Source organism: Phytobacter cepae (assembly GCF_054165735.1).
This window is the reverse complement of sequence record NZ_CM135107.1, coordinates 1,349,434-1,367,712: the sequence shown is the minus strand read 5'-3', so window position 1 is coordinate 1,367,712 and position 18,279 is coordinate 1,349,434. Positions and strand designations below refer to the sequence as shown.

Annotated in this window: 12 protein-coding genes; 1 reads left to right on the top strand and 11 read right to left on the bottom strand. The window is 55.6% G+C overall.

The genetic code is table 11. The annotated features are described in order from the left end of the window. The first annotated feature begins 36 nt into the window (after positions 1-36). The gene (xseA, locus tag ACUY4Q_RS06375; RefSeq protein ID WP_458046218.1) at positions 37-1,392 is read left to right on the top strand and encodes an exodeoxyribonuclease VII large subunit; all 1,356 of its coding nucleotides are present in this window, start codon (positions 37-39) and stop codon (positions 1,390-1,392) included. A 33-nt stretch (positions 1,393-1,425) separates the two neighbouring features. On the opposite strand, the gene ACUY4Q_RS06370 is transcribed toward xseA, so the two are convergent. The 11 genes from ACUY4Q_RS06370 to ACUY4Q_RS06320 form a co-directional block, all read right to left on the bottom strand. Next, positions 1,426-1,641 (bottom strand): zinc ribbon domain-containing protein, encoded by a 216-nt coding sequence (locus ACUY4Q_RS06370; protein WP_458046217.1) that lies wholly within the window; start codon positions 1,639-1,641, stop codon positions 1,426-1,428. 56 nt (positions 1,642-1,697) lie between these two features. After that, entirely contained in the window at positions 1,698-3,179 is a 1,482-nt protein-coding gene (gene der, locus ACUY4Q_RS06365; RefSeq protein ID WP_458046216.1) for a ribosome biogenesis GTPase Der, read from the bottom strand. 124 nt (positions 3,180-3,303) lie between these two features. Next, on the bottom strand, positions 3,304-4,482 hold the full coding sequence (bamB, locus tag ACUY4Q_RS06360; protein WP_458046215.1) for an outer membrane protein assembly factor BamB: 1,179 nt from the start codon (positions 4,480-4,482) through the stop codon (positions 3,304-3,306). A 10-nt stretch (positions 4,483-4,492) separates the two neighbouring features. After that, positions 4,493-5,113 carry a YfgM family protein gene (locus ACUY4Q_RS06355; protein ID WP_458046214.1) on the bottom strand — a complete coding sequence of 207 codons (621 nt, stop codon included), beginning with the start codon at positions 5,111-5,113 and terminating at the stop codon, positions 4,493-4,495. 36 nt (positions 5,114-5,149) lie between these two features. Then, positions 5,150-6,424, bottom strand: a complete 1,275-nt coding sequence (gene hisS, locus ACUY4Q_RS06350) for a histidine--tRNA ligase (protein ID WP_458046213.1) — start codon at positions 6,422-6,424, stop codon at positions 5,150-5,152. Positions 6,425-6,517: 93 nt separating this feature from the next. Continuing rightward, positions 6,518-7,636 carry a flavodoxin-dependent (E)-4-hydroxy-3-methylbut-2-enyl-diphosphate synthase gene (gene ispG, locus ACUY4Q_RS06345; RefSeq protein ID WP_458046212.1) on the bottom strand — a complete coding sequence of 373 codons (1,119 nt, stop codon included), beginning with the start codon at positions 7,634-7,636 and terminating at the stop codon, positions 6,518-6,520. A gap of 26 nt (positions 7,637-7,662) precedes the next feature. Continuing rightward, the gene (gene rodZ / locus ACUY4Q_RS06340) at positions 7,663-8,637 is read right to left on the bottom strand and encodes a cytoskeleton protein RodZ (RefSeq protein ID WP_458046211.1); all 975 of its coding nucleotides are present in this window, start codon (positions 8,635-8,637) and stop codon (positions 7,663-7,665) included. Between the two features lie 290 nt (positions 8,638-8,927). Continuing rightward, complete coding sequence (gene rlmN / locus ACUY4Q_RS06335) at positions 8,928-10,094, bottom strand: dual-specificity RNA methyltransferase RlmN (protein ID WP_458046210.1); 1,167 nt, start codon at positions 10,092-10,094, stop codon at positions 8,928-8,930. A gap of 186 nt (positions 10,095-10,280) precedes the next feature. Continuing rightward, positions 10,281-10,712 (bottom strand): nucleoside-diphosphate kinase, encoded by a 432-nt coding sequence (gene ndk, locus ACUY4Q_RS06330; RefSeq protein ID WP_437431901.1) that lies wholly within the window; start codon positions 10,710-10,712, stop codon positions 10,281-10,283. Positions 10,713-10,871: 159 nt separating this feature from the next. Next, positions 10,872-13,196: a peptidoglycan glycosyltransferase PbpC gene (gene pbpC / locus ACUY4Q_RS06325; RefSeq protein WP_458046209.1), complete on the bottom strand. Its 2,325-nt coding sequence runs from the start codon at positions 13,194-13,196 to the stop codon at positions 10,872-10,874. Position 13,197: 1 nt separating this feature from the next. After that, positions 13,198-18,165, bottom strand: a complete 4,968-nt coding sequence (locus tag ACUY4Q_RS06320; RefSeq protein WP_458046208.1) for an alpha-2-macroglobulin family protein — start codon at positions 18,163-18,165, stop codon at positions 13,198-13,200. Positions 18,166-18,279 lie beyond the last annotated feature (114 nt).

Sequence of the window (18,279 nt, the reverse complement as noted above, 5' to 3'; positions counted from 1 at the left end):
GAATAACCTGCTGATTTAGAATTTGATCCAGCTCACATGTTACCTTCGCAAAGCCCCGCAATTTTTACCGTAAGCCGCCTCAATCAGACGGTTCGTAGCCTCCTGGAACGCGAAATGGGCCAGGTATGGATCACTGGCGAAATTTCTAATTTCTCACAGCCCTCCTCCGGCCACTGGTATTTTACCCTGAAAGATGACACCGCCCAGGTGCGTGGGGCCATGTTCCGCAACAGCAATCGCCGGGTCACCTTCCGCCCTCAGCATGGCCAGCAGGTGCTGGTGCGCGCCTCGGTCACCCTGTACGACCCGCGCGGCGATTACCAAATCATCGTTGAAAGCATGCAGCCGGCGGGCGAAGGGTTATTGCAGCAAAAGTATGAGCAACTGAAGGCCGCGCTTTCCGCTGAAGGGCTGTTTGATCAGCAGTTCAAACAACCTCTCCCCTCTCCTGCGACCTGCATTGGCGTGGTGACGTCAAAAACCGGCGCGGCCCTGCACGACATTCTGCATGTGCTTAAGCGCCGCGACCCGTCGCTGCCGGTCGTGATTTATCCGACGCCGGTTCAGGGTGACGATGCACCCGCACAGATTGTTCGCGCCATAGCGCTGGCGAACGCGCGACAGGAGTGTGACGTGCTGATTGTCGGTCGCGGCGGTGGCTCACTGGAAGATTTGTGGAGCTTTAACGACGAACGCGTCGCGCGTGCAATCTTTGCAAGCCGCATTCCGGTGGTGAGCGCAGTGGGTCATGAAACGGACGTCACCATTGCAGACTTTGTGGCTGATTTGCGCGCGCCAACGCCGTCGGCGGCGGCGGAAGTGGTCAGTCGCAACCAGGCGGAACTGGTGCGCCAGATTCAGTCAGCGCAGCAGCGTCTGGAAATGGCGATGGATTTCTATCTGGCTAACCGCACCCGCCGTTTTACCCAGTTAAACCATCGTTTACAGCAGCAGCACCCACAGTTGCGCCTGGCGCGACAGCAGACCGTTCTGGCACGCTTACAGCAACGGATGCGTAATGCACTGGATAGCCAGTTCCGCCAGGCCTCCGTGCGCCAGCAGCGCTTAGCTCAGCGACTGAACAGCCAAAATCCGCAGCCAAAAATTCACCGCGCGCAAACGCGAGTGCAGCAGCTTGAATTCCGCCTGGCGCAGGCCATTCAGTCACGTATGAGCCAGACGCGCGAGCGTTTTGGTTCTGCCATCACGCACCTTGAAGCCGTCAGCCCGCTGGCAACGCTTTCCCGTGGTTACAGCGTGACAACGGTCAGTGACGGCAAGGTGCTGAAGCAGACTTCGCAGGTGCGCCAGGGTGAGATGCTGACCACGCGTGTTAAAGATGGCTGGCTGGAGAGTGAAGTAAAAAATATCATTCCGGCGAAAAAAGCCTGAAAAAAAGCCGCATCTGAGTGCGGCTTTTTTGTGTCAGAGCGGGATAAACTCCACCCGTTTTTTCGATATCAATCCATGACCATGCTGGCAGAAATAATCGACTGCGCCACAGGCTTTCAGGATCTCAAGCGGCTGGTGGCAATCAGGGCATAACGCATTGACCGGATAATCTTTATCGCAACCGAAACAGTGCGCATGGGTGCCGACCAGCTCAAGCGGGTTATGGCAGGCTGGGCATTTAAGTTCCATACAACTCCTCCCAACATTTCGCGAACCCGGCAGTTCAACCTGCCGGGCATCAAAACTTACTTGCTCTTTTTAATGTGCTTGATCAAACGTTTACGCTTACGCATCTGGTTCGGCGTCAGGGTATTACGTTTGTTGGCAAACGGGTTCTCGCCTTCCTTGAACTGAATGCGGATAGGCGTACCCATAACATCCAGCGATTTACGGAAGTAGTTCATCAGGTAACGTTTATACGAGTCAGGCAGATCTTTAACCTGATTACCGTGAATCACCACGATCGGCGGGTTATAACCGCCGGCATGGGCATATTTCAGTTTCACACGACGGCCACGTACTAACGGCGGCTGGTGATCTTCTTCTGCCATCGTCATGATGCGGGTCAGCATTGCGGTACTTACGCGACGCGTGGAGCTGTCATAGGCTTCGCGAACGGATTCAAACAGATTACCTACGCCGCTACCGTGCAGGGCAGAGATAAAATGCACGCGTGCAAAGTCGATGAAGCCCAGGCGGAAGTCCAGTGTCTCTTTAACCTGCTCACGCACTTCGCTGGTCAGGCCATCCCACTTGTTCACCACGATAACCAGTGAGCGCCCACTATTCAGAATAAAGCCGAGCAGAGAGAGGTCCTGATCGGAAATACCTTCGCGCGCATCAATCACCAGCATGACTACGTTGGCGTCTTCAATCGCCTGCAGCGTTTTGATAACAGAGAATTTTTCTACCGTATCGGTGATTTTCCCGCGCTTACGCACACCCGCGGTGTCAATCAGCACGTATTCGCGCTCATCACGTTCCATCGGGATATAAATGCTGTCGCGGGTGGTACCCGGCATGTCGTACACAACGACACGGTCTTCACCGAGAATACGGTTAGTAAGTGTAGACTTACCCACGTTCGGGCGGCCAACGATAGCCAGCTTAATCGGCAGATCCTGCGGGTTGAAAGGTTCTTCTTCCTCTTCCTCAGGGACTTCACCGTTCTGCTCAGCCTCGAATTTCGCCCAGTACTCGGCTTCTTCGTCCACTTCTTCTTTCGGGTCGACTTCATCCATCCACGGCAGCAACACGTGCTCCAGCAGACTCAGAACGCCACGGCCATGAGAGGCTGCGATCGGGTGAATTTCACCTAACCCTAAAGAGTAAAAATCGATGATGGCCTGATCGGGATCGAGGCCATCGGTTTTGTTCGCCACCAGGAAGGTGGGTTTTTCGCGAGAACGCAGGTGCTTCGCGATGGCTTCATCGGCAGGCATCAGGCCCGCGCGCGCATCCACCATAAACAGCACAACGTCCGCTTCTTCAATCGCCAGCAGCGATTGTTCCGCCATACGCGTTTCAACACCGTCTTCGGTGCCATCAATACCGCCCGTGTCGATACAGATAAATTCACGACCTTCGACTTCTGCACGACCGTACTTACGGTCACGGGTCAGCCCCGGAAAATCCGCCACCAGCGCATCACGGGTGCGTGTTAAACGGTTAAAAAGCGTGGATTTTCCAACGTTAGGGCGCCCGACCAGCGCGACCACAGGTATCATGTTAAAGCCTCATTACTTAGAATTCGAAAACCATGAACGCCGCAAAACGTGCGACGCTTTAAAAACAGTAAAACGGCCCCTGCAACAGGAGCCGTCTTCGGACGCGTGACTGACTACGCCTGAATTAGCGCGTAATGGAGTACAGTGTACCGTCTTTCGCCTGGATAAGCAGTTTGCCATCAGCAACGACAGGATCGGTCAGGAAACCGGAACTGTCCACTTTTTGCTGTGCCACAAAGTGACCATCTTCAACGTTGATCCAGTGCATGTAGCCTTCGCTATCGCCGGTCACAATATAACCATTGTACAACACCGGAGACGTCAGATTGCGGTGCAGCAGATCGCTTTGTGTCCACAGGGTCACGCCACCATCGGTAGTCAATGCCAGCACACGGTCGTTCTGGTCAATCATATAGATACGATTACCGTCCACGATGAAATCGCTCACAGAGCCCAGCTCACGTTTCCACATGATCTGACCACTGCGCAGATCCATTGCCGTCAGGTTGCCGTTGTAAGCCAGCGCATAGACAACGCCGTTAACGATAACCGGGGTAGTATCGACGTCGCTCAGGCGGTCAATTTCCGTCGGCCCGGTGGCCTGGGAAATGCGCTGCTGCCAAATCAACTGACCCTGCTGCATCAACACCGCGCTCACGCGGCCGTTGTCACCGCCAACGATAGCTGCGCCAAAGGCGGTCGCCGGTGCGGATTCACCGCGCAGAGAAAGGGACGGCATGTCCAGGTTAACGGTCCATTTGATGGTACCGGTGCCTTCGTCCAGCGCCTGCAACTGACCATTGCTGGTATGGATAAGTACCAGACCGTCGCTCACTACCGGACGAGACAGGGCTTCACCCGCCACCTGGGTTGTCCAGGCTTCGGAACCATCGCTGGTGTTCAGCGCATACACTTTCGCCTTTTCACTGCCGACGTAGACGTGCGCGCCAGCCACCGTGACACCACCTGAAAGCAGCGCCGGGTTGGTTGAGAACCAACCTGATTTTTCTGCCAGGCTTACGGACCAGACTTCTTTGCCATCGCTTTCGCTAACGGCTTTCACCGTGCCATGACGATCGGCGGCATAAACTACGCCGCTCGCCAGCGCAGGATGCAAATTCGAGTAGAAATCGCCAATCCCATTTCCTACCGACGTGCTCCATGCGGTAGTCGGGGTAAACTGGTTTTCAACCGTCGGCAAAGGAGACATTTTGACAACATCTTCTTCGCCATTAAACAGGGAACAACCGCTCAGTAAGGTGACGGACAGCAGCCCAGGCAGAAGTAATTTACGCAATTGCATCGGGTCCCTCTTAGATGGACAAATTATTGATTTTCATCTGCATCATTTCACTCAGCGCAGGGGAAGCGTTATTTTTAACGCCACTTTCCCATGCGGTGCGCGCACCTTGTTTGTCGCCTTTGCTCAGCAACGCTTCACCACGCAGGTCGGCAACGATTGCCGCCCAGCCTTCACCTTTCACGCTTTCCAGCGTTTTCAGTGCAGCGTCTTGTTGCTTGAGCTGAACCTGAATGCGGGCGAGACGGATATTGATCATACCTTTGAGGTTGTCATCGCTGGTCGCGGCAAGCCCTTGCTGCAACTGAGCAGAGGCTTTTTCCAGTTCATTACGGTCTACGTACTGTTGCGCTAATTCAAGCGACGCCAGCGCACCGTAGGTATTTTTGTTTTCCGCTGCAAATTTCTCTGCAGACGCCAGGGTTTCAGGTTTGTCCGCTTTCAACGAAGAGATAGCATGCTCATACGCCGCAGAAGCGGATTGTGCTGATTCGGTTTGATGGCTCGTCCAGTAACGCCAGCCAACCAGTGCCCCAATGCCTAAAACAACTCCAACGGCCAGAGCTTTACCATTCTCGGTAAAGAAGCGCTTTAGCGCGTCAACCTGGTCGTGATCGTTTTCGTAAATTTCCACGCAGTCCTTCTCCTTAACGATAATTCACCGGGGAGATTAGCCCAGTAGTGTGCGCAAATGCGCCGCAACGCTGTCCTGCGCTACCGTAGTTTGTTCACCAGAACGCAAATCCTTCACAACAACGTTGCCGTCGGCGATTTCAGACTCACCCAGTACCAGTGCGAGCTTAGCGCCCCACTTATCGGCACGAGCAAATTGCTTTTTAAAATTACCGCCGCCGTGGTTCGTCATGAGCTTAACGCCAGGAAACGCATCGCGTACCTGTTCAGCCAACTGCATTGCAGCAGACTGCGTATTTTCACCTGACGCTACCAGGTATATATCGACAACAGATTCTGCTTTAAATTCCGGATTAACTGCCTGAACTAATAAAACAAGTCGTTCGAGACCCATTGCGAAGCCTACCGCCGGGGTCGCGCGACCACCAAGCTGCTCCACCAGGCCATCGTAACGCCCACCCGCACACACGGTTCCTTGCGAGCCCAGACTGCTGGTCACCCATTCGAAAACGGTACGGTTGTAGTAATCGAGACCACGCACGAGGCGCTGATTCACGGTGTAGCGAATCCCCGCAGCATCCAGGAAGGCGCACAGACCTGCAAAGTGAGCTTTGGAATCCTCATCCAGATAATCCCCTAACGCAGGCGCGTCGTTCAGCAATGCCTGCACGTCAGGATTTTTTGAATCCAGTACGCGCAGCGGGTTGCTGTACATGCGGCGTTTGCAGTCTTCGTCCAGTTTGTCTTTAAACTGTTCAAGATAGGCAACCAGCGCTTCGCGGTATTTCGCGCGCGCGTCCAGGGAACCGATGGAGTTGAGCTCCAGAGTGACGTGGTCAAAAATGCCCAGCTCACGCCACCAGCGCGCCGTCAGCATAATCAGCTCGGCGTCAATGTCCGGCCCCTGTAAACCAAAGACCTCCACGCCCAGCTGGTTAAACTGGCGATAACGTCCTTTCTGCGGACGCTCGTGACGGAACATCGGCCCGATGTACCACAGACGTTGTTCCTGATTGTACAGGAGACCATGCTCGATGCCGGCGCGTACGCAGCCCGCCGTCCCCTCAGGGCGCAGGGTCAGGCTGTCGCCGTTGCGGTCCTCAAAGGTATACATCTCTTTTTCAACCACGTCGGTGACTTCACCAATGGCGCGTTTGAATAACGGGGTCTGCTCTACAATCGGCAAACGGATTTCGCTGTAACCGTAGCTGCCGAGCACACTTTTTAAGCTGCTTTCAATGCGCTGCCAGATAACGGTATCGGCAGGCAGATAATCGTTCATGCCGCGAATGGCTTGAATGTTTTTTGCCACGTTTATTCTCTTTATAAATGCAAAAAATGAACCCTCAAGGCGCAAGGCCTTGCGGGCTCATGATACACGGGAAGCCAGCCGCTTCCCATCACGTTATTTTTCTACTTGATGGATATCAATACGATTCGCTTCATTCAATATTGACGCTTTCGCACGAATGCGCGCTTCAAGCTGCGCGATCATATCATTGTTATCCAGACGATCTTTGCGCACCCCGTCCTCGTAAAGACCGCTTTTCTTATTACCGCCAGTGACGCCTAGGGTAGAAACCAGCGCTTCGCCCGGCCCATTGACCACACAGCCGATAATCGAGACGTCCATCGGCGTGATAATATCTTCCAGCCGTTGCTCAAGCGCATTGACCGTGCCAATCACATCAAATTCCTGACGTGAACAGGTAGGACAGGCGATGAAGTTGATACCGCGGGAGCGAATACGCAGCGACTTCAGAATATCGAAACCGACTTTAATCTCTTCAACCGGATCCGCCGCCAGCGAGATGCGCAGCGTATCGCCGATCCCTTCAGATAACAGCAGCCCAAGGCCAATCGCCGATTTTACCGAACCTGCACGCGCACCACCGGCTTCGGTGATCCCCAGATGCAGAGGCTGATCGATCTGTTTAGCCAGCAGACGATAGGATTCAACGGCAAGGAAGACATCAGACGCTTTTACGCTGACCTTGAATTGATCGAAGTTAAGACGATCCAGGTGATCCACATGGCGCATCGCCGATTCCAGCAGGGCCTGCGGGGTCGGTTCACCGTATTTTTCCTGCAGATCTTTTTCCAGGGACCCGGCGTTAACACCGATGCGGATGGGAATGTTTTTATCGCGCGCGCAATCCACCACTGAACGAATGCGCTCTTCATTGCCGATGTTGCCTGGGTTGATACGCAAGCAATCTACGCCGTATTCGGCGACTTTAAGGGCAATGCGATAATCAAAGTGAATGTCCGCCACTAACGGGACACTCACCTGTTGTTTGATAAATTTGAACGCCTCAGCCGCATCCATGGTCGGTACGGAGACACGAACGATATCGGCACCAACACGCTCAAGGGCTTTGATTTGGTTAACCGTTGCTTCTACATCCGTGGTACGGGTGTTTGTCATCGATTGAACGGCGATAGGTGCCCCATCGCCAACCGGCACGTTACCAACGTAAATCCGTTTCGATTTCCGACGTTGAATCGGAGCCTGGTTATGCATGAAAAATCTCCCGCGTTGCCCGTCTGTTACTGTGCTGCTGATTGTTCGGCATTGAGGGTCAGGCGTGCAACCTGGTTAGTTCTGATAAAGCGGCTCAGATCGACAGGTTTTCCCTGATATTGAATCTGAACGGCAGCCGGTGCGCCAATTTTCAGTTTGTAGGGTGCCTGGCCCGTTAAATTCAGGGTGCCATCTTTACGCTGAACACCGCTGAACAATTTCTTACCGCTGGCGTCGGTGACTTCCAGCCAGCAGTCCGCGGTAAAATTCATCACCAGTGCATTGGCATCAGCCGGCGCAGCGGAGACACCTGCCTGGGTGGTCGGCAGTGTCGCACCGTTAGTATTGGTTGCAGGCGCCGGGTCAACCTGTGCCTGAGAAGGCGGCACAACCGGGCTGGCCGTAGCCGTTGCCGCAGGTGAAGAAGTGGTGGAAGGTGCAGGGGTTTCAACAGGCGTTGAGGCACTGTCCTGCACTTCTGCAGGCGCCGTCGCGGTCTCGTTGTTCAGAGGGACATTCTGCCCTTCACCGCTGGCATTCAGCTCCGCAGAAGACTGATCGGCCATGGTAGTTATCTCTTCCTGCTGCGCTTTGTGGTTCTGCCACCACCATGCGCCCGTCAAGCCGACAACCACAAACAATACCAGCCAGGTAAAGCTCATCAGCCAGCCATCACGTTTTTTGCGGCGTTTACCCAAGGCATAAGTTTGCATCGGGGCCACTTTCGCCGTACGGACAGGGGCCTGCTTCTCAATCATGGGCAGCAGTTCTTCTTCCGGAATATGCACCAGACGGGCATACGATCGGATGTAACCGCGCAGGAATGTTGAAGCCAAATCAGCCGGAGCATTATCGTCTTCAATATCGCGAACCGTGGAGACCTTCAGACACAGGCGTTCGGCGACCACCTGCTGGCTGAGTCCAAGTTGTTCACGGGCGTTGCGCAGACGAACGCCTGTGGTTTGTGCTTCATGTTGTTCGTTAGTGGCTTCAGTATTCATTCGCTACAACTGCTGGTACGTGTTTTAAGATTCATGCGCGTGTTCGGCCAATGCCTGGCGCACCGCGAAATATCTGGGTCAAATAAACTTAGACCGACAGTATAAGACTGTCAGGCCAGTCATGACAGAACAGCTTTCAGCCCAATTGCTAAGCCGTTGTTCCATCATTACATACTGCCTTAAAGTCGGAAGAAACGCACCGTAATTATTGACTACACGAGTCGTTGCAGGCGATTTATCCAGCATAGTTATGCGTCGCGGCAAACTCATCTGCCGCGACGCTGGCGCCATTAGATTGCTTTAACCGCAATCGACTCGCCCTGCATACGTTTACGGATAGTACGCTTGGTTCTGTCTATAACCTCACCCGCTAACTGACCGCAGGCTGCATCGATATCGTCACCGCGGGTTTTACGCACAATGGTGGTAAAACCATACTCCATCAGAACCTTGGAGAAACGGTCGATACGGCTGTTGGAACTGCGTCCATATGGCGCGCCCGGGAAGGGGTTCCATGGAATCAGGTTGATCTTACACGGCGTGTCTTTCAACAGTTCGGCGAGCTGATGCGCATGCTCCGTACCGTCGTTGATATGATCAAGCATGACGTACTCAATGGTCACACGGCCCTGGTTCGCATTGGATTTCTCCAGGTAGCGGCGCACAGAATCCAGGAACATCGCGATATTGTACTTTTTGTTCACCGGAACGATTTCATCACGAATCTCATCATTCGGCGCATGCAGGGAGATAGCCAGCGCCACGTCAATCATGTCGCCCAGTTTATCCAGCGCAGGCACAACCCCTGAGGTAGAGAGGGTTACGCGACGTTTTGACAGACCAAAACCAAAGTCGTCGAGCATGATTTCCATCGCAGGCACGACGTTGGTCAGGTTCAGCAGGGGTTCACCCATGCCCATCATCACCACGTTAGTGATAGGACGCTGGCCGGTCACTTTCGCTGCGCCAATAATTTTTGCCGCGCGCCACACCTGGCCGATGATTTCCGACACTTTCAGGTTACGGTTGAAGCCCTGCTGCGCCGTTGAGCAGAATTTACACTCCAGCGCACACCCTACCTGGGAAGAAACACACAAAGTGGCACGGTCATCTTCCGGGATGTACACCGTTTCAACGCGCTGATCGCCTACCGCAATCGCCCATTTGATGGTGCCATCGGAAGAACGTTGTTCTTCAACAACTTCCGGCGCACGGATCTCGGCGACCTCTTTGAGCTTATTGCGCAGGACTTTGTTGATGTCAGTCATGTCATCAAAATTATCGCTGCAATAGTGGTACATCCACTTCATCACCTGATCGGCGCGGAAGGGCTTTTCACCTAAGTGTTTGAAAAATTCGCGCAGCTGCTGACGGTTTAAATCCAGCAAGTTGATTTTTGCATCTTTGTTGGGAATCGTCAGTGCGACGTTCTCAGGCGTGACAATCTGTTCAGACATAATCGTATTCCGGCCTCGTTGTTACACGTTATGGCCCCTGGAGGGTGGTTGAAAAAAGAAGCGCCCCGGGAAAGCATCTGCTTCTCTCGGGGCGCTGCATTGTACAAATTCTGGTGTACAGATGCCACGGTTGCACGCGGCATTGACAAAATAAAGTGTAAATGTCCTTACACTTTACTCAGTCGATTAACGCGTACGCGGGCAAACTTCACCTTCAGCGAAGAAATAAGCGATTTCACGCGCAGCAGATTCAACGGAGTCAGAACCGTGCGTGCCGTTCTCGGTGAAGCTGTCGGCATAGTCAGCGCGCAGGGTGCCAGCCAGGGCGTTATCCGGGTTGGTTGCACCCAGCAGGTCACGGTGACGCTGTACTGCGTTTTCGCCTTCCAGTACGGAAACCACGATCGGGCCAGAGGTCATGAACTCGACCAGGCCGTCAAAGAAGGGGCGACCTTCGTGCTCAGCATAGAAACCACGCGCCTGTTCAGTGCTCAGGTGCAGCATTTTGGTGCCAACAATTTTAAAACCCGCAGATTCAAAACGCGCAAAGATGCTACCGATAACGTTTTTAGCGACGGCATTCGGCTTGATAATAGAGAAAGTACGTTCAATAGCCATGTTAACCCCTGTAAGTTGTTCTGTTGTCGTACATACATGCGTATGACCTGGCGCGGATTATAATGAGCAACGCAGGTATTGCCTATGGATATAGGTAACATTTTTTTAAAATAAGACGAGTTTTAGCAACACTCTTCACTAAGCCGCTTATTTCGCAGATTATTGCACGGCAAACTGCACGGCCTGTACCTGCCCCACATCGTCCATAACCAGTAACTGATATTCACCGGCTTTGTCGATCTTAAGGCTGAGCAGCCCCGCATGCGAGGTTAAGGGCTCACCATTTAAGAACCACCAGCGGCTGCCCTGCCCACCGGAGGCCAGCACCGGCAGCGTTACCACGGTCTGGCCGGGTACGCGTTTAATCACCCCGCCCTCACGAATCCCTGACAGCACCAGCGGAGGCGGCGCATTCTCATCCTGCGGCGGGCATGTTGTCGAGCGCGCCGGCAAGCGAGCGGCACGTTTTTCCGCAACCGGCAGCCAGGGTTCGAGAGGCAGCGGCCAGACGATCATCGTTTTTTGTTCGGCATCCGGGCAGTCCGCCGCCACGCGCTGACCCTGTGCGTTTAGCCAGACCGGGAAACGGATACCTTTCACCCCTTCCTGCTCCGGCATCAGAAGCGTGGGGGGTTGGCTGTTATCAAGCAACCAGGTTGATAACCGGCGGCGGCAGTTGCTGTCTCCGGCAGGGAGGCTTTGCCCACCGGGCCAGCAAATCACCCCACTGCTGACCGATTCAGGACGCGGATCTTCGGGCATTTTCGCCTGCTCCAGCGCCGAACGCGGTTGAAGCATATTATTGACCTGATTCAGCACCGGCACCGCACTGGCAAAACCAAACTGCCCGGCAACTGGCGTGCCGTCTGGTCTGCCAGTCCAGACGCCAATGAGATAGCGCCCATTAATGCCGATGGACCAGGCATCCCGGTAGCCGTAACTGGTGCCGGTTTTCCATGCCAGCGGCACCACGCGGGGGAGTGCGCTGTCCGGTAAGGGCTGTGCTTCGTTGGCCAGAATCCGGCGGATAATCCACGCTGCGCCCGGCGACATTAACGGGCGCTCAATCAACGGATCTTCGGGCTGTAAGCGAAGCTGTCCGGCTTTGCCCTGCCGGGCAAACGCGCTATAAGCGGCGGTAATCTCTGCCAGCCGTGCCCCTGCCCCACCGAGAATAAGTGACAGGTTGGGTTCGGCTCCCTGCGGCAACGTCAGCGGTAGCCCTGCGTTACGCAGCACACCGGCAAATTTTTTCGGCCCATAGGCCTCCAGAACCTGTACGGCAGGAAGATTAAGCGAGCGCACCAGCGCCTCACTCATACTCACCGGCCCATGAAAGCCGCTGTCAAAGTTCCCCGGGCGATAATCTCCGGTACGACGGGGGACATCCTGCAATAAAGACGCGGGGTGAATAAGCCCCTCGTCCATTGCCAGACCATACACAAACGGCTTAAGAACCGAACCCGGCGAGCGAATGGCTGTCACCATGTCCACATGACCAAACCGGGTGGCATCTGAAATGTCCGCCGATCCGACCCAGCCACGCACTTTCATATCCGTATGATCGACAACAATAATAGCCAGTGAGCTCCGCTCCGGTAGCCGCGACTTGAGGTTCAGCGCCAGCTCTTCCAGTTGCCGTTGCAGGCTGGCATCCAGCGTGGTGGTGACCTTCAGCGCAGCATTCTGCCCGATCATCATGCGGGAAAAGAGCGGTGCAAGTTGCGGCATCTGCCGAGGCGCGAGCCAGACCGGCTCTTCCCGTGACTCCTTCACCTGAGCCGCACTCCACACCCCCTGGCTCACCATCCGATCCAGCACTTTGTCGCGCGCAGCCTGAGCGCGACTCGACCACCGGTCCGGGCGCAGACGGCTCGGCGCCTGGGGCAATACCGCCAGTAGTGCCGCTTCGGCATAGCTCATCTGTGCAGGCGATTTGCCGAGATAGGCCCAACTCGCCGCGCCAATCCCCTGGAGCGTGCCACCGAACGGGGCACGATTCAGATAAAGCGTCAGGATATCGCGTTTAGACAGATGCCATTCCAGCTGTAAGGCGCGCCAGAGCTGACGGGCTTTACCGCCGAAAGTACGCGGATGCGGATCGAGGAGTCGTGCCACCTGCATGGTTAAAGTGCTGCCCCCTGAAATGACGCGCCCGGCGCGTAAATCCTGCCAGGCCGCACGGGCAACCGAAAAGGGGTTCACGCCAGGATGGGTCCAGAACCAGCGGTCTTCATACTGAATAAGTGCTTCAAGATAGCGCGGTGAGACCTCTTCGATGGTCACCGGATACCGCCAGATCCCTTCCGCATCGGCAAAACGCCAGAGCGGTGTGCCGTCTTCAGACACCACCACCCGCGCAGGATTTACCTCGTTGAGGGGTAACGGCCAGATCCTGTCAGCGAAGACCAGGCACACCAGTACCAAAAGAGGCGCTCCCGCCAGCCAAAGCCAGCGGGAGCGCAGGAGACGCCTGTTTTTCATCTTACGGGCGAACGATCAACGGACCACTCGCGGCTCCCGTTGCCCGCCACTGTGGAACATACATCGATTCCACCTGCGGCATGGGCAGTTGATAGCTTCCCGGCGTCACGGCGCGCGCGAGGTAAATCAGGGTAACAGGCTGCCCCTGGCTTACCGCTACCGCGGCCACAAAGCGGTCATCACGGAACTCCATATGCTGGATATCCGCCTGCTGCATGCGATTGAGCAGTTCCTGTACCTCACTGGCGCTATCGGAAAGACTGGCGCTGCTGCTGGCAAGGTTCTGGTTTTCCAACTCCAGACCGGCAGGCAACAGGTCCACCACCAGCGCATCCGGCACATTATTGCTTGCGGTGACCTCCAGCCAGACCAGCACCAGCTCGCCACTCTTCAGTGAGTCCAGCGCTTTGGTGCGACCATCGGTGCCCATGATATGACGCTCGATGTTCAACACGTTACTGGCCGGTGCCGGGGTGTATTCCGGGTAACCGGTGCTGTCGAGGCGCAGCCACATCGGGCTTTCTCCGGTGTTGGTCACCTGCAACGCCGCCATTTGGTCAGCGTTCAGTTCGCGGGTTTGCTGTTTATCCCCTTTAAGCTCTTCTGTGGTCAGACTGGTCTTTGCCTGCCAGTTACCCGGCAAGTTTTGCAGCGGACGTCCGGCGAGGAACAGCGCATTGCTCTCCTGGGTGGAAAGCCAGCGTTGGCCAAAGGCCTGTTCAGAGAGCGTCGTCAGCAATTTGTTTTGCTCATCCGGCAGCAGTTTATTCTCTTCGAGCAGCGCCAGCATCAGGGCATTGTCTCGCAGTTCGCTACCGTAATCCGCCATCCAGCGCTGAGAGGAGAGACGTTTCGTCACCAGCGCCTGCGCGATGGCCTGCTCACTGCGTGGTGCATCACCCATCAGCTTCAGCGCCACACCCAGTTGCATCAGCGGCAGCCCGGCTTTCGCCTGGCTGTTGCGCTGCCAGAGTTCACGCAGCGCGCCCAGCGGTGCCTTTTGCTGACGCGCCAGCACCAGCGCGGCATAGCTTTGGGTCGCAAATTTGGTTGCCGACACGTCATCGCTGTAACGTACCGCCATCGCCGCCGGATCCTGCAAATAACGCAGCAAGCGATTATTGGCGTTAGTCAGCGCATCGCCCGGCACGCTGTAACCCTGCTCGGTTGCGCGGAACAGGAAATCCGTTACGTATGCGGTGAGCCAGTACTCTTCAGGGCCGTTTTTATCCCACAGCGAGAAGCCGCCATCGTCACGCTGCATTTGCAGCAGGCGAGAGATCCCGATGTCCACCGCCGCACGGCGTTTTTCGTCGCTGTCCCCTTTGATACCCAGCGCTTTAAGCTGAGCGGCATTGGTGTACAGAGAGGGGAACAGACCGCTGGCGGTTTGTTCCAGACAGCCGTACGGGTAAGCGCGCAGTTCCTGAATGTAGCGGGCAATGTTCAGCGAAGGACGGCCGCTCAGCAGCAGTTGTCCCTGCAACGCCACTGGCGATATCCGTTGTGTGTGTTCCGCAGGGGCATTCCAGCTTTCATGCGGATAGAGCATCACATCACTGCTGATGGTCTGCGCAGGCCAGGCCGGACGCACACCGATTTTCCACGCTTTATGCTGAGGCGCGAAGGTTTCGTCTGGCAGTTGCAGGCCCGAAATATCGGCGCTGATTTCACCGTCACCAAAGCCATCGAGCGCGCGTACCGGAATGAACAGCGTCGTCCGGGCGCCCGGCGCCAGATTAACCGGTTTAGGCTGCTGACTTTGCAGAGCCACCAGACCGCTTGCCGCTACCGCAACCTGCAAACTTTGCGGTTTGTCGGTCAGGTTTGTGATGTCCAGGGTCAGGCGCGAGGTGTCACCGCCCGCGAGGAAGCGCGGCATATTCAACTCAGCAATCACCGGAGCCGCAACGACCACCTTACCTTCGCTGCTGCCAAAATCTTCGGTGGTCCACGCCTGGGCCATCACCCGTAGCTCGCCGTTAAAATCGCCAATCGGCAGCGTTACCGTGCCTTCGCCATTTTCATCAAGCGTGACCGGCTGAGCCTGTTGAGCAACGATAGTGACATGGTTGACCGGCGGCTTACCGCCACGGTTGAGTTCATCGCCGTCACCACCAAAGCGCAGCGCCGCCAGACGCCCTTGCCCTTCAATGACCTGGCCGTAAATATCATAGATGTCTGCGCCGTAGCGTTTCTGACCAAAGAAACCTGCCCACGGGTCCGGTGTCACATAATCGGTAATATTCAGCACGCCGCTGTCGACCGCAGAAATCAGTACGTTGACCTGTTTTGGCGCTTTGCCATCTTTGAGGCTCGCTTTGACTTTTACCGTCAGGGGCTGGTTAGGACGCATTTTCTGCGGGCTTTCCAGCGCCACGTTCAGTCTACGGTTTTCATCCCCCATCGGCAGATGCAACAGACCTACCGCCCGTTTCGGCGTGGCAGACTTCGATTTGTCACCGGGGCGTACCACCAGCGTACTCAGGTACAAATCGTGACGACGCCATTTTTGATCGACCGGAATGGAGATATCCAGACCGCCTTCCGGCACATCAATCTCCTGCCACCACAACGGCCCTTCACTGGACTCGATCATGGCGTAGCCTTTACCCGCCGCAGGCGCAGTCACGTGCAACTTGATGGTGTCGCCTGGCTGATAAGCCGGTTTATCGAGCTTCATGGTCACGCGGTCAGGGCGCACTGCGCCCGCACCGTCACTGTTATCCTGCCAGCTGTAGCCCGCCCAAAAACGCACGCTGCTGACGCTCTCATCCGGTGCTTTCACTTCCAGACGATAGGAGCCCCACTCTACCGGGAAACTCACTTTTCCGGTTTCATTGGCGGCTAAGTCGAGAGCCTGTTCGCCTTCGACCAGATCTTTTTGATCAAACTGCGACTGCCAGCCATCACTCTCAGACCAGTTCCAGTAGTAGTCGCGACGCTCGCGGATCAAGCGGACCTGAAGGCCGGATACCGCTTTTTTCGCCCCCGTAGGATCGGCATAGACAATGTCGAAACCGGCCAGACCGTTCTCATCAACAATCGGCTGGTTCACGGTGGTGTCGGTGCGATAGTCATACACGGCTTTCGCCGCAAACTGTGGGCGAATCCCCGGCAAGGCATCCGCAGGCCAGAGCGGTTGTTCAGCACGACGCGTAACAGGACGCCCGCCGGATTCCAGTAAGCTCGCCTGTAAAATCACCTGCAGCGGTGAGTGGAGATCTTTCCACTGGCTGGCGGTGGTGACTTCACCGTGGCCTTTTTCATCCAGTTGAATCTGCACTTCATCCAGACTGCGGCTCTGATTCTCTTCAGCAATATCACCGAACTGGAAGCCTGGCAGCGCTTTCACCGCTTCACGCAATGGACGCAGGAAAAGCTGCCCTTGCAGGGTGTTGCCGCTGGCAGGCGCGCCGTAGAGGTAGTAACCCACCACGCCAAAGTTGACGTCATCCGCCAGCGAGAGCGGTGCCTGCTGCGGGGTCAGGTTTAATGCCATCCGCTCCGGCATAAAGTCTTCAACATGGAAAGACCAGCTACGCAGAAGATTGTCGCCGGTGTTGGCGCGAATGGCCCAGGTGCCGGTTTGCGCGCTGGCATCCAGCGTCCAGGTAAAGCGATAGAGGCCATTCTCAGGCTGGCTGACCACGCTGCGCATCACCTGTCCGTCGGGTTTCACGACCTCGAGTTTCACGGGCTGATCGGCAATCGGTTTACCGTCGCTGTCGCGCAGCAGCGCATTCATGATGACCGTTTCGCCTGGGCGATAGAGGTCACGCGGACCGAACATAAAGAACTGTTTGCTGTACCCCGGCTCTCCGGCAATAGCGAACTCGGCGAGATCCAGCGCCGGGAGCTGCAGGTCCAACAGCGTGGTTTCGCCATCTTTTCGTGCCAGCAGCAGCGCAGCGTCTTTATCGGTATTCAGGGTGGCATGGCCCTGCGCATCACTGGTCGCTTGCGCCAGCGTCTGCCCTTTGTCATTCAGCAGCACGACATCAATACCTGACTGCGCCGATCCGTTTTCCAGACTCTGGGTGAAGATATCCAGGCGGTCGTGATAGCGGTGGGCAGAAACGCCAATGTTACTCAGGGTAAAGAGCGTGGCGGCGTTACTGTAGTTGTAATGCCCGGCCTGATTCATCACCGCAACGTATACACCCGCCTGCTGTAATGGCTTAATCTCTTTGAGAGGTAACAGCAGCTTTTCGCGCGTATTACGTGCCGGGTTCAGATCAAAACGGCCGGTATAAACCAGGTCGACCATCTTGAGTAAATTTTCTGACTCCCAGTTGGTCAGTGAATTCCGGTACTCCCACTGGCTGACAAAAGCCGCCAGCGATTCCGGTTTCACCCGGTAGAAATTGACGTCAATGTTCTCCACATTGAGCGCAATGACCGGCAACCCTTCCACGACCTTGCCTGGCAGCAACGAGCCACGGCTGGCAAAGCCCACCGTTGGCTGAATATCTCGGGTGGTCAGCGGTTTCTCATAGTCAATGCCAAAGGTGGCATTGTTGAGCGCTTGCAGGCCCCGGTCCACCGATACCAACAGCTCACGGTTGGGTTCAAGGTGACGTAACCGCAACTCTTTCAGATTAGGGGCCAGCTCCCAGGCACCGTCCACTTTGCCGTTCTTTTTGTCGACAACATGTACCGTTTGGCCAAAGTTCTGGTCCGGGTTTAGCGGAATAGAAAACGTCAACACCAGGGCGGCTGCGCCATCCAACTGGACTTCGGAGGCATCCACCAGCGTTAAGGGTTTCCCTTCGCTGCTTTTTGCCAGCTGTTTGATTTTTTCACTGTCGGGTTTCGCCGCCCTGGGGGTGTCCTGCGGCGTTGAAGAAGTCGAGGTCGACGCAGGGGCGGACTGCGCTTCCTGCGGTTTATCGTTGTTGTCACAGCCTGCCAACGTGAACGAAGTTAAGAGTGCGATAGCAATCGCCGCTGAACGTAACGGTGTCATCCTTTATCCCTGGCGCCAGAGCCTGTTAAGTAAATATCCGTAAGTATTATGCGCGACTTTGCCAATTACAAACAGCTACCGGATTCTGGAAAACATTTTCTGTCGCATAGCGTA